At 67.7% G+C, this 12,079-nt stretch carries 11 protein-coding genes and 3 pseudogenes; 10 read left to right on the top strand and 4 right to left on the bottom strand.

Going from position 1 to position 12,079, the window contains the following annotated elements:
• Positions 1–98 precede the first annotated feature (98 nt).
• The 4 genes from CG723_RS31865 to CG723_RS31850 all read left to right on the top strand — a co-directional run bounded on the left by CG723_RS31865 (position 99) and on the right by CG723_RS31850 (position 2,732).
• A complete protein-coding gene (locus CG723_RS31865) occupies positions 99–398 on the top strand; it encodes a hypothetical protein (RefSeq protein ID WP_100596961.1) in 300 nt (99 codons plus the stop codon).
• Positions 399–449: 51 nt separating this feature from the next.
• Positions 450–1,415, top strand: a complete 966-nt coding sequence (locus CG723_RS31860) for an LLM class F420-dependent oxidoreductase (RefSeq protein ID WP_100596960.1) — start codon at positions 450–452, stop codon at positions 1,413–1,415.
• Positions 1,416–1,519: 104 nt separating this feature from the next.
• The gene (locus CG723_RS31855; RefSeq protein ID WP_100596959.1) at positions 1,520–2,194 is read left to right on the top strand and encodes an HAD family hydrolase; all 675 of its coding nucleotides are present in this window, start codon (positions 1,520–1,522) and stop codon (positions 2,192–2,194) included.
• Between the two features lie 130 nt (positions 2,195–2,324).
• Positions 2,325–2,732, top strand: coding sequence for a hypothetical protein (locus tag CG723_RS31850; protein ID WP_234374642.1), 408 nt, complete (start codon positions 2,325–2,327; stop codon positions 2,730–2,732).
• Between the two features lie 27 nt (positions 2,733–2,759).
• Here the strand turns inward: CG723_RS31850 and CG723_RS31845 are convergent.
• Positions 2,760–3,037: pseudogene (locus CG723_RS31845) on the bottom strand (transposase); the annotation flags it as partial.
• Positions 3,038–3,053: 16 nt separating this feature from the next.
• On the opposite strand from CG723_RS31845, the gene CG723_RS48750 reads away from it, so the two are divergent.
• Positions 3,054–3,182, top strand: a complete 129-nt coding sequence (locus tag CG723_RS48750) for a hypothetical protein (RefSeq protein WP_267893748.1) — start codon at positions 3,054–3,056, stop codon at positions 3,180–3,182.
• Positions 3,183–3,793: 611 nt separating this feature from the next.
• Here CG723_RS48750 and CG723_RS31835 read toward each other — a convergent pair.
• Entirely contained in the window at positions 3,794–4,435 is a 642-nt protein-coding gene (locus CG723_RS31835; RefSeq protein ID WP_199841968.1) for a hypothetical protein, read from the bottom strand.
• A gap of 465 nt (positions 4,436–4,900) precedes the next feature.
• Here CG723_RS31835 and CG723_RS48075 point away from each other — a divergent pair.
• Positions 4,901–5,152 (top strand): annotated as a pseudogene (locus CG723_RS48075) (endonuclease); the annotation flags it as partial.
• Positions 5,153–5,917: 765 nt separating this feature from the next.
• Here CG723_RS48075 and CG723_RS31825 read toward each other — a convergent pair.
• Positions 5,918–6,691 carry a response regulator gene (locus CG723_RS31825; RefSeq protein ID WP_199841966.1) on the bottom strand — a complete coding sequence of 258 codons (774 nt, stop codon included), beginning with the start codon at positions 6,689–6,691 and terminating at the stop codon, positions 5,918–5,920.
• Positions 6,692–6,797: 106 nt separating this feature from the next.
• Between CG723_RS31825 and CG723_RS31820 the strand changes: the two genes are divergently transcribed.
• The 4 genes and pseudogenes from CG723_RS31820 to CG723_RS31805 all read left to right on the top strand — a co-directional run.
• Positions 6,798–8,405, top strand: coding sequence for a sensor histidine kinase (locus CG723_RS31820; protein ID WP_100596958.1), 1,608 nt, complete (start codon positions 6,798–6,800; stop codon positions 8,403–8,405).
• Positions 8,402–9,616 (top strand): PP2C family protein-serine/threonine phosphatase, encoded by a 1,215-nt coding sequence (locus CG723_RS31815; RefSeq protein WP_100596957.1) that lies wholly within the window; start codon positions 8,402–8,404, stop codon positions 9,614–9,616. Before CG723_RS31820 ends, CG723_RS31815 begins: the two co-directional genes overlap by 4 nt.
• Before the next feature lie 1,030 nt (positions 9,617–10,646).
• Positions 10,647–10,892 (top strand): DUF6479 family protein, encoded by a 246-nt coding sequence (locus tag CG723_RS31810; protein WP_159032607.1) that lies wholly within the window; start codon positions 10,647–10,649, stop codon positions 10,890–10,892.
• Positions 10,893–11,178: 286 nt separating this feature from the next.
• Positions 11,179–11,484 (top strand): annotated as a pseudogene (locus tag CG723_RS31805) (helix-turn-helix domain-containing protein); the annotation flags it as partial.
• Here the strand turns inward: CG723_RS31805 and CG723_RS47085 are convergent.
• On the bottom strand, positions 11,462–11,980 hold the full coding sequence (locus CG723_RS47085) for a DUF5133 domain-containing protein (RefSeq protein WP_234374641.1): 519 nt from the start codon (positions 11,978–11,980) through the stop codon (positions 11,462–11,464). The pseudogene CG723_RS31805 and the gene CG723_RS47085 overlap by 23 nt on opposite strands.
• Between the last annotated feature and the right edge of the window lie 99 nt (positions 11,981–12,079).

Below are 12,079 nucleotides of genomic sequence, written 5' to 3'. Positions count from 1 at the left end.
AGGTGACGGCCAACCCGTTGGGCGTTTCTCGGCCCGGCCGTCGTGGTTGGTGCCGCGCTGGCGTAGTGGGAGTTGCAGCAAGCCATTCGTTCGTCGACGTGCACCAGCTGGCCACCAACCTGGTGCTCACCCGCACCTATCTCCTCTTCGTCCTGTCGTCGTTGTGCGTCTACACCGTCCTCTGGGGCATGACTCAGTGGCTCCAGGTCGCCCGGGGCATGTCCTCCAAAGAGGCGGGACTGCTCCTGCTGCCCATGAGCGCGCTCCTCGCCCTGCTTGTTCGACCCATCTCGCGGCGGAACCTGATCCGCAGCACGGCACCGGGCCGCGCAACCGGACGCAGTATCGAGGAGCGGGCGGTCGGTCGGCCCCTTGTGACGGCAGGTTGTACGGGGTGAACCTGGAACCCGAGAAGTTTTGGACGCGAGGACTTCGGCAAACCGTGAACCATGGTGCGATTCGGCTACACGATGATGACGGAGCAGGCTGGTCCGAGGACTCTGGTGGACAACGTCGTCGCGGCGGAGCGGGCAGGGTTCGAATTTTCCGTGACGTCGGATCATTACTCCCCCTGGCTCGCCTCGCAGGGGCACGCACCCTACGCCTGGAGTGTGCTCGGCGCTGCGGCCCAGGCCACCACACGCATTCAGCTCATGACCTTCGTGACCTGTCCGACGATTCGCTATCACCCGGCTGTGGTGGCCCAGAAGGCGGCCACGATGCAGTTGCTCTCCGAGGGCCGATTCCGTCTAGGTCTCGGGTCGGGAGAGAACCTCAACGAACATGTGGTGGGCGAGAGCTGGCCGTCGGCCGGTGTCCGTCTAGACATGCTGGAAGAGGCGGTCGAGATCATCCGCGCTCTCTTCGCCGGCGGTGAGCTGAATCATCACGGCACTCATTTCGACGTGGTGAACGCGAAGCTGTGGGACCTGCCGGCCCAAGCTCCTCCGGTTGGGATCGCGGTCTCCGGGGAACGCTCCTGTTCACTCGCCGGCCGGCTCGCCGACCTGGTCATCGCCACCGAGCCGAAGGCCGAACTGCTGGACGCCTTTGACCGGCACGGAGGGGCAGGCAAGCCGAAGATCGGTCAGCTCCCGGTCTGCTACGACACCGACCGGCACGCCGCGGTGCTCCGTGCCCACGACCAGTTCCGCTGGGCTCTGGGAGGCTGGCCGGTCAATGCCGAGTTGCCGGGCCCGTCCGGCTTCGAAGCCGCGACAACCTACGTCACGCCTGACGACGTCGCTAAAACGATCCCCTGCGGGGACGATGTCGGAGCCTTCGCCGACGCTGTCCGGCCTTACATCGAGGCGGGATTCACCGAAATCGCACTCGTCCAGGTGGGAGGCGACCGGCAGCGCCCCTTCATCGACTGGGCGGAGAAGCATCTGCTGCCCGCACTGCGAGAGCTTTGAACGGGCCAACCCGTGCCTCCGGCCGTTCGCCCGCCCCGACTGCACCGGTGCACCGTTTTTCACGCCCGTGAACCTCTCTTCCCCGGTCCTGGAAGGCAACGCTCATGCCACGCGCAGTTCTGTTCGACGTCGACGGCACCCTCACCGACACCAACCATCTTCACGTCATCGCGTGGTGGGAGGCGTTCCGGCAAGCGGACCACCATGTGGCGATGCGGGAGATCCACCGGGCGATCGGACTCAGCGCAAGCGATCTCATCGCCCGTCTGCTGGGCGACAGCCGTGACGGGGACGAGGACGAGGCCCTCGCAGCCGCCCATGACACGCTGTACGGCACATGGTTCGACCGGCTCCCCGCTCTCGACGGTGCCCAGGACCTGCTGCGCACTCTCGCAGACCGGGGCTGGAAAGTCGTGCTGGCCACCTCTGCCGGGGGAGCGGAACTCAAGGCTCTGCGGCGGGCCATCGACGCGGATGACGTCATCGCCGGCGTGGCCTCGGCCGATGACGTTGCGGCCGGTAAGCCCGCACCCGATCCGGTTCACCAAGCGCTGAAACTCGTCGGAGCGGCCGTCACGGAGGCAGTCTTCGTCGGGGACACGGTATGGGACATGAAGGCAGCCACCGAGGCGGGCGCAAGGCCCGTAGCGCTACTGTCGGGCGGCATCCCCCGCGCGGATCTCGAAGAAGCCGGAGCAGCCGCCGTCTACCAGGACCCTGCAGACCTTCTCTCGCATCTGGATTCCAGTCTGATCGCGGAGTACGAGAACCGCGCCTGACACATTGTCTCGATCGAGACGCTGCTACGAGTGCCGGGGGTGCCTTTATGTTCTTCATCAAGGGTGTGGGCAGGTTCGGCCCGGGGTTCGATCTTCTCCGTGGGCATGAGACTGTCTGGTCGTGCCAGAGATGATGGGAGGGTTGGAGGCGGCCTTGGCTGAGGCGTCGTCTCCCTCGTGGACGCAGCGTGTTCGTGCCGGGCGTGACCTCGCTTCCTTCGCTGATGTCCCTGAGGCTGCCGAAGCGCTGGTGGGGCTGCTGCTTGACGTCGAGGACACGGCGGTGACTCGACAGACGACAGAGGCCCAGGCTCGGGTGGGGACGGTGGGCGCCATAAGGCTCATCGCTTTCGCGGTTGCAGAGGCTGACGACAACCAGGCCGACTGGCTGCAGACCGGTATATATGACGCGCTTGTGGGACCGGACGGTGTGCCGGACATCGCAGCGGCCTGCGGAAAGCTCGCCCTGGACGCGGAAGAAGCTGTCCGTCGGAGTGCCGCAGATATCTCAGCGTGGACAGACGGCACAGGGTGTTGATCTGTGTCAACCTGCCTGTGGGCTGGTTCATGTAGCCGTCGCCTGAGGGTGGCGGGGTTCGTAAGAGGTGCCGTCGCGGAGCATCGCGAACAGCACGCTGATCCGCTGTCGGGCGAGGAGAAGTGCCTGCGTGTGGGTCTTTCTGCGGGACGGGCAGCGGCCCTAGGAGATGCGGGATCGTGCAGGGCGGCGAACGCGGAGAGGAACATCACCCGCTTGAGCTGCCGGTTGCCGCCTCTGGGCGCATGTTCGCCGTCGATCGAGGTCCCCGAGGAGTTCGTCGTCGGGGCGAGGCCGGCGTAGGGGCAGACGCTCCTGACCGTGCCCGACTCGACGGTGAACAACGACGCCTTTGGCAAGTCGCGTTCACAGCGCAGCCCGATGGGCTATCCGCAGGCCCGAGTTGTCGCGGTGGCCGAGTGCTCGTCCCACGCCGTGCTGATGCCGTGATCGGCGGGTTCAAGGAGTCGGAGCGCATCTTCTCCGACGCGCTGGACGCTCACGTCGGGAAGGGCACCCTGTTGCTGGCCGACCGCGGTCTGTGGGGCCTGGCCGGCTGGCACCGGCTGCGAGAGCAAGGCACTCATCTGCTGTGGCGCATTGAGCGGGCGCAAAGCCCGCCGGGTCCAGGACGTCCTGCCCGAGGCAGCTACCTCGCGCGGATCGAGGCGAACAAGCACCGCCTTCGGCGTGCGCGCCACCAGGTTCTTCGAAGAGCGCCTGTCGACAGAGCTGTTGGACGGGTGGCGGCAGGGGCACGGCGCCCCGCGTGAACCTCTGGCCTCGCACACCGTCTCCTGAGCACCCTGCATCCTGCGACCCAGGGGAAGCGGTTTGCCCCGTCGTCCTAAAGGAGGTTGCAGAGCGCGCACTGAGTGCGGGGACTTCAGCAGCGTCACGTGTGTGGGACCCGGAGGGTCTGCGTATTCGGAAAGGGGGGTGCGGGTGGCTTCAACGTATTGGTCGCGTTGCACACCGGAGGCCGGTTCCGCAGGCCGGCTCCGCCACGCGCAGTTCGAGCAGGCCGGGAGGATGCCGGCTTGGCGCGGGGTGACGGGTTGTCACCGCAGGATGCTGACTGCTCGAGCGATGACCAGGAGGGACGTGAGGAGCGCGGAGACGCTCTCCACGGTCATAAGCAGCTTGGCGCGGGGAGACAGGGGCATGGTGTCCGTGGGGCTGAATGCGGTGGAGTTGGTGACGGAGACATAGAGGTAGTCCACCAATGTAGGGACCCAGTCCGAGGTTTTGCTTGCTCCATCGGCTACTTCCTCGACGGCGTCGGCGTTCTCGTCTTGGGAGAAGCGGAAGTCGGCCAGGGGGAGTTGGGCGCGGGAGGTCTGGGTGCGGTTGACCGGGCCGCCGCGGTCCAGTTCCCAGTAGGCGAGTCCGAACACGATGATGTGGGTCAGCCATACCTGAAGGGCGGCGACCAGCAGTCCGCGTCCGTCCTTCACGCCCGCGTAGACGAGTTCGTGAATGAGCAGGCCGAGCGCGACCAGGTTGCTGGCGGCGATGACCGTGACGAGGGTGAGTGACAGAATCCGAAATCCTCTGGTCTGCCGGGTCAGTCGCCGCGGGTTGATGGCGATCAGCGGGACCAGGAGCAGGAATTCCAGAGCCGGCACCACGTAACGGGGCGCGATGAGCAGCCGCTGTGGCAGTAGCAAGTAGAGGGCAATCGCAGCCAGCGTTGCGAGCACGCCCGGCAGTCGTGCTTCGCCACGCCGTTGGTGACGGGGGTGCCGGACGGGGGCGTCAGCACGCCCGTGAGCAGGCAGAGCCACCGCCCCCTTGTCATCGTGCGAGGTGGAACACATCGAGGGCTCCTCTCTCGACAGTCTCGGATGTCAGACTCATCCTGCGGCGTAGCGGCCGTGTCCGTCCCGCTCCGTGGGCGAATCAGTGCAGTCGTCCGTTCTGACCCGAGCCGGTGTGCGCGGTGCCGTCACGGTCTCGGTATACGGCGGAGCGCATGCCGTTGATCCGCACCTTCGCACCGGTGGCCGGCGGGATACCTGGCACCGGTGGCCGGCGGGATACCTGCGACTGAGTCGACTTCAGTAGGGGGGCCGGCGCCGGAGAGATCCACGCGCGATGGTCATCTGCGGAGCACTCCCCAAAGTCGGCCTCCGGATGCATTCAGGGGAATGCCCCTCTGAAGGCTTGCCCTCGGGCGCGCTGGGTATCGCCGTTATGACGAACGCACGGCCACCCAACTGGGTGAGGGTGGTCAGATCCTGATCGACCACTGGGGCGGAGACCTGTGCAGGATGCGCGACCAGGCGGACGGCGACGTGGACGATCTGCGGACTCTGTTGAGAGAACTGCCAGGGATCGGCCGCGTCGGAACGGACATCTTCCTCCGTGAAGTCCAGGACATGTGGCCGGAGTTCAGTCCCTTCGTGGACTCCAAGGCGCCGAGGGCCTCGGTCCTGGACAACGGCGTCGTGGCGGAGTGATTGGATCACGCAGGCTGAAGGCAGCCCGGAAAGCCATGCCGTCATTCCACGCTCTCCAGAGCCGACGAGGGACCCGTCCGAGGAGGGTCCTCGCAGAGGTGCGACAGAAGCCCGCGTCGAACTGGGCATTCTGGGCATTCTTCCGCCCGGGCAGCGAAACCCGGCAGCGCGGAGACTCTAGCTTCCCCAATCACGGTCAGGGACGCGGTCCTACCCGTGGGCCTCATCATCCAGAACTCCCGCTACATGCACAGCAGTTGCGGCTTTCGTGAAGGCGCTGCGCCGGTGTCCAGGACGAGGGCCGGCCACGGCGGGCAGGGCTGACCGGAGAGCGGCCGGGGTTACTCAGTGGCTGCCGTCCAGTACTAGGTACGTACTCGACCTTCACCGCGGAGGGGCCGCCGGCACTGCCAGGAACCCGCCGCATTCCCAGAGGGCAGCTCCGCTCCGACGGCCGCTGTTCAGGCAATTGCGTCGGTTGGTCGGCGTCGGTTCCTGACGCGGAGCAGACAGAAGGCCCCGGCTGAGCTGGGGTCCTTCTGCTCGCGCACGCTGTCCGCAAGGCAACGGCCGGTGCTCGACCTGCCTTCATCGCCCCCGCAGCCGGTTCTCCTCGCGCGCTGGAGAGGGCCGACTGGCGTACCCCCAGGTGCCGTGGGTGGCGGGCTGTGTCAGGCCCGGCTGTGGGCTGGCCGTCCGGGTTCGCCGTGCCGGGAGTCCGGTTCAGGGGCGGGGGCGGGCGGCGGTGTCGAGGTAGAAGGCGTCGATGCTCTGCACGGCCTGCTCGAACTCGTCCAGGTTCACGGGCTTGGTCACGTAGGCGTTGGCATGGCTGCTGTAGGCGTCGGTGACATCGTCCGGGGCGGTGGACGTGCTGAGGACGACCACGGGGATGGTGTGGAGGTCTTCGTCGTTCTTGAGGACCTTGAGCAGGTCGCGGCCGTTCATGCGGGGCATGTTGAGGTCCAGGACGATGAGGTCCGGCCGCGGGTTGCCCGGGCGGCGCAGGTGCTCCAGCGCGGCGACGCCGTCGCTGACCTGGACCAGGTTGCGGGCTCCGCGCCCGGAGAGGGCCTCCTGGATGAGCATGGCGTCCGCGATGTCGTCTTCGACCAGCAGGACGTCGAAGGGACGGGCGGGGGTTGTCATCATCGGACGCTCCGTGGGTTTTTCGTCTGGATGGTCGAAGAGTCCCGGCCAGCGGCGGCGGGCACCCTGGCGGGAAATGCCGCAGGCGGCGCCGACCTGCGGATAGCCCGCGCCCGCGCGGGCAGCGGCGGCGGCAGCGTCCAACTGGAGCCGCTCGGTGGCGTGCTGCAGATGGTCCAGCAGGTAGAGCAGGGCCAGGGCCGGTGCAGGGTCGTCGGCCGCCGCCGGGACGGCCGGCTCCTGCAGCAGCTGGCGGGCCAGACGCTGCGCGAGGCCTGCGACCGCGGCGTCCGCGATCGCTGCTGTCTCCTGCGGGCCAGCCCGCAAATGGAAGTTCTTGCCTGGCATGCCCAGAACTCTAGGCCACCGCAACAATGGTGACAACAACAGTTGTCGGCCCTATAGAGTGTGCGGGCCGCGCTTCCAAGCGGCCACACAGCGGGGGGCGTTGAAGATGAACGGCGATGTACGGCACCCCCGAGGGCGGGGACCCTCCGCGTGGACGACGCGACGCTGGCTGCGGCTGGGGGTGGCCCTTTCCCTGACCGTGCTGGCCGTGCTCGGCACGCTCGGGGCGTGGGTGCTGGGACGCACCACGACGCTCAGCGAGGAGCTCGTGGATGTGCGCTCACCGGCGTTGACCACCGCGATCCGCCTGGAGTCGGCTGTTCTCAACCAGGAGACCGGGATCCGCGGCTACGGCCTCACCGGCAGCAAGGACTTCGTCACCCCCTACAAGCGAGGACTCACCGAGCAAAAGACTTACGCCGCGAACCTGACCGAGCTGCTGGACGGCGACCGGGCACGCCTGGACGATCTCACGGCCGTACAGGACGCCTTGGAGCAATGGCAGGAGCGGTTTGCCCGGCCGATCGCCGCCGAGCCGCCCGGCGCACCCTCGCCTCTGGCGACCGAGCGGGCGGCGGAGGGCAAGGAGACCTTCGACCAGGTCCGTGAGGCGATGGCCGGTCAGCAGGAACGGCTACGCCAGGACCGGGTGCGGGCCAGGGATGATCTGATGGCCACCATGAAGGTGCGGAACTGGGTGTTCGGCGCCATCGGGATTCTCATCGTCATCCTGACCGCCATCATTTTCGAAGGTCTGCGCCGCGGTATCACCCGCCCGCTGGAGCAGCTCGGCGCGGATGCCCGCACCATCGCCGGCGGCGACTTCGACCACCCCATCACCCCGACCGGCCCTGCCGATCTGCGCCGCCTCAGCGGCGAGATCGACTTCATGCGCCGGCGCCTGGTGCGGGAACTGGCCTTCGCAGAAGAGGCCCGGCTGCTCCTGGACGCGCAGACCGGGGATCTGCAGCGCTCCAACGCCGAGCTGGAGCAGTTCGCCTACGTCGCCTCCCATGACCTGCAGGAGCCGCTGCGCAAGGTCTCCAGCTTCACCCAGCTCCTCCAGCGCCGCTACGGCGGTCAACTCGACGAACGGGCCGACCAGTACATCGAGTTCGCCGTCGACGGCGCGAACCGCATGCAGGTCCTTATCAACGACCTTCTCGACTTCTCCCGCGTCGGGCGGCTGCACAACGCCCAGCAGGGCGTCGACCTTGACAAGAAGCTGGAGGAGACCTTGTCCGCGCTGAGCGTCGGCATCGAGGAGGCCGGCGCGACAATCACCCACGATCCGCTGCCGACGCTGATCGCCGACTCCACCCAGATGGGGATGCTCTGGCAGAACCTCATCGGTAACGCTGTGAAGTTCCGCCGTCCCGAAGAGGCGCCGAAGGTCCATGTCACGGCGGCCCGGGAGGGCGAACTGTGGCGGTTCAGCGTCACCGACAACGGCATCGGCATCGCACCGGAGTACGCCGAGAAGGTCTTCGTCATCTTTCAGCGACTGCACACCAAGGACGCCTACTCCGGCAGCGGCATCGGCCTGGCGATGTGCAAGAAGATCGTCGAATTCCACGGCGGCACCATCGCCGTCGATCCCGACCACCAGGACGGCGCGCGCATCACCTTCACTCTGGCCCCCGAACCGCCAGAAACCCCCGGCCCCTCCACCCTGCCGGAGGCCACCCGCGCCGAAGCGGAGCTGCCGTCGTGACCACCACCGTGGCCGCCACCCCCGGCGAGGCCACCGATGAACCGCTGTACCGCATCCTGCTCATCGAGGACGACCAGGGCGATGCCCTGCTCGTCGACGAACTCCTCCAGGACACCGGGCTGCGCTTCGAGCTGGCCACCCGCACCACACTGGCCGAAGCCCGCCCGGATCTGGACGCCGGCGCGATCGACTGCGTGCTCCTGGACCTGCACCTGCCCGACGTGTCCGGCATAGACGCCGTCACCGCCGTCCGTACCCGGGCCCCGCACACCGCCGTCATCGTCCTGACCGGCCTGTCCGAAGCCCAGGCAGGCGCCGAGGCTATGGCCGCCGGCGCCCAGGACTACCTTGTCAAAGGCAAAGTCGAAGCCGAACTCCTGCGCCGCACCGTCCGCTACGCCGTCTACCGCAGCCAGACCGAACGCGCCAGCGCCCAGGCCCAGGCCGCCCGGCTGCGCGCCGAGGAAAACGCCCGCCTCGAGCGCGGACTGCTGCCCCAGCCCATCCTCGACACCTCCACGGTGCGCGTCACCACCCGCTACCTGCCCAGCGCCGCCATGGCCCTGCTCGGCGGCGACTTCCTCGACGTCGTCGAAGGAGACGACGGCCTGCTGCACGCCGTCGTCGGCGACGTCAGTGGACACGGCCCCGACGCCGCCGCACTCGGCGTCTGCCTGCGCATCGCCTGGCGCTCCCTCATCCTCGGCGGACACCGCGGCCAAGACCTGCTCCACCTGATGGAACGCATCCTGCTCGCCGAACGCGGCAGCCAGCCCCTCTTCGCCACCTGCACCCTGCTCACCCTCGACCAGCACACCGCCACCGCCACCCTCCTCCTCGCCGGCCACCACGAACCCCTGCTCACCACGGCCGACGGAACCCACGAAGTGGCGGCCACCCACGGCATCGCCCTCGGTATCGCCCCGGGGCGACGCACCTGGCCCTCCACCGTCATGCCCCTCCCGGCCACCGCCGCCCTGACCCTCTACACCGACGGCCTCACCGAAGGCCACAACGGAACCACCGGCCAGCGACTCGGCGTCGAAGGACTCCTCGCCCTCATCGAGCAGCTACCGCAGACCGACCCGGCCGCCCATGTCGACCGCCTCATCAAGGAAACACACGCCCTGAACGCCGGACGCCACTCCGACGACCTCGCCGTGCTCCGCCTCGACTGGAGTCAGACGCCTGCCCGCAGCGCTCGCAACTGACAACCCCGGGGGCGCTATCGAAGCGATGAGAAGCGGTGCGACGGTCCGCAGCCGCACGGGGGGACCGGGCAGGCAGTGCAGATGTCGCCCGGCTGGCGCGAGGACAGCGGTCCCCTGTGGCCACTTCGTCGGCGGCGGTCCCTGGCAGGACGGGCCGGCCTTGTGCGCCGCCGACCGGGAGGCCCTGCAGGACGCCGAGCGGGAGGAGGTGGCCGAGTCGCGGCCCGCTACGCCGCCCGCTCCAAGGAGCTGGGGAGCCAGCCGTAGGGATCCTGTCGGAAGAAGGGGACGGGCAGCAGCGCCATGGGATCGTGGAGACGAGGGTGCGCGGCTGCAGGTGGCCGGGCATCAACGGCCACGCCTGCGCGGCGATGTCGACGAGATCCGAGCGGTACTGCGGCAGCTCGCTCGGCACGCGCTGAAGGGTGGCGAGGAACTTTGCGGCCTCGGCTGTTGTGTACGGGTGCTGCTGCTCAGCCTCCACCACGTGTCCGCCCTGCTGCGCACGCGGCATAGTTGGACGGCATTACGGCCGACCTAGGGTCCGGCTATGGGGGATCCGTCGGCCCCCTTACCGTTGGGCGAGAACTGCCCCGCGGCGCTGCCGCTACCATCTGTGCTGACGCCGATAACGCTGACCAGCACTCTTGTCCAATACTGTGTGTGCAGGTCATTCTGAGCGTCCCCGCGCATGTTTTCGACGGCGTGGACTCAAGTGATTGAAGGATGCATGTCCGAGTCTCAGCAGAACCTCCGTCGTGGCACGCAAGACGGGCAGCCGCAGTGGCAGAACCTGTTCGTCGCACCCGCGTACCCCGAGGGCTACGCCGAAGAGGCTGAGCAGGAATGGGCGGAAGATCAGGCAGTCCCGATCCAGCGCCGTCCTCGTGCTCGCGGAGGCCGGCCTGCTCACCGACGTACCGCCTAATTCAGCCCGCCCTTGAGGTCTACTGGGCGAGTGGGCGTCAGGTGCGCGTGATCCACCCACCGGCAGGGGGCGTTTTCGCCGTGGACCGGGTACACGAGCAATATGCACACTCACAGCTCTATCGTTTTGGCCGTCGAGGGCGGCAGCTCGCTGCTCTTCCTTATCGTCGGCATCATCGTGGTCCTCGGCCTGCTCGCCATGTTCGTCAGTGGCCGGCGCCGCGCAGCCCGGCGAACCGAGCCCAGTACACCCGCCCCCGGCACCGCCCCCGGCAGCGAGGAAGCCCAGCACGGCACCACCTGGCAGACTCCCGACGACGACCCCGAACAGGGACACCCCCACCGCTGACTTGCTCCGCAAGAGGTCATCAGCATCGAAGGGGGGCCGCCTGGCCCAGCACGCTGCGTCAAGGTCGGCTGCCGGGGCACAAAGCCCCCGGATGTACTGACGGACAGGCCAGCCCCCGGCAGTCGCCACACATGCACCGCATACGCCCAGGTCGTCCAGTCGCTGATCGCATGCCCGGCCCGGTACCGAACTGCCAGGCTGGCCTTGCTCGTTCACGAGAGCGCGAGGGTGGGGTTGTCAGTGGCCTCGGTCATGTTGCTGACAAGAGCCGAAGGGGGTGGGCCGGGTGATTCGTGCGTACAAGTTCGTCATGCGGCCCACCGTGCGGCAGACTCAGGTGCTCGGTGAGATGCTGCGTGATCACTGCTCGCTCTACAACGGTGCGTTGCAGGAGCGCCGTGACGCTTACCGGCACGCCTCGAAGACGAGCATCAAGTACGGGCAGCAGTCCGTGCAGCTGAAGGACATCCGGGCGTTCGACCCGGAGCGTCAGGGCCGTTGGTCGTTCAGCTCGCAACAGGCCACGCTCCGGCGGTTGGACAAGGCGTTTTCCGCGTTCTTTCGCCGGGTCAAGTCTGGTGCCAAGCCGGGTCGGGACCTCGTTCGTCTGTGACTACCTGGCCGACGTCGAGATGCGCCAGGAGATCCACGAGGGGTTGTAGGTGGGGGAGAGCTGAAACTCCGCGAACAAGGGCTTCTTCTACGGTAGGGATGGCGACCTGGCCGGTGCCGACAAGGAATGCCAGGAGGTCAGCATGCTCGCGCTGTACCTGCTTCAGTCCGCGGACCCATGTGAACCATACGGCCGGTTCGAGCTGGACATGAACAGACACCTTGAACGGGACTTGGCTACACCGCTCACATATCCTGGGCCGCGTGACGAAACAACTCCGGCGCCGGCATGAAGCGCATCGTCGCCTGGGCGTAGAAGGGCTGTCAGGTCGTGAGCTGTATGTCGCCCGCCGCTGTGCCCCGTGTGGGCGCCGGGTCGGGAGGCCGGTGGCCAGTTGCTGTTGTGCCGCGGTCAGGGCCGCCTCGATGGTGAGGGTGCCGGTGGAGACGCAGAGGCTGTAGGTGACGTCGTCCAGCTCGCGTCAGGTCGGGGCAGTGCCGTTCTCCGTCTCCTGGGCAAGGAGTGTCTTGTACTGCCCGAGAAGGCTCCGCAGTAGAGCGGGGTGGGGCACCGG

It is taken from the genome of Streptomyces sp. CB01635, from assembly GCF_002803065.1.
Classification (GTDB): domain Bacteria; phylum Actinomycetota; class Actinomycetes; order Streptomycetales; family Streptomycetaceae; genus Streptomyces.
The sequence above is the reverse complement of the archived record's forward strand: the minus strand, read 5'-3'. Positions and strand labels throughout refer to the sequence as shown.

Excerpts from the sequence above, each read along its gene's own strand:
- CG723_RS31860 (WP_100596960.1), top strand. The coding sequence starts at position 450 with ATGGTGCGATTCGGCTACACGATGATGACGGAGCAGGCTGGTCCGAGG.
- CG723_RS31855 (WP_100596959.1), top strand. The coding sequence starts at position 1,520 with ATGCCACGCGCAGTTCTGTTCGACGTCGACGGCACCCTCACCGACACC.
- CG723_RS31850 (WP_234374642.1), top strand. The coding sequence starts at position 2,325 with ATGATGGGAGGGTTGGAGGCGGCCTTGGCTGAGGCGTCGTCTCCCTCG.
- CG723_RS31825 (WP_199841966.1), bottom strand. The coding sequence starts at position 6,691 with ATGCCAGGCAAGAACTTCCATTTGCGGGCTGGCCCGCAGGAGACAGCA.
- CG723_RS31820 (WP_100596958.1), top strand. The coding sequence starts at position 6,798 with ATGAACGGCGATGTACGGCACCCCCGAGGGCGGGGACCCTCCGCGTGG.
- CG723_RS31810 (WP_159032607.1), top strand. The coding sequence starts at position 10,647 with ATGCACACTCACAGCTCTATCGTTTTGGCCGTCGAGGGCGGCAGCTCG.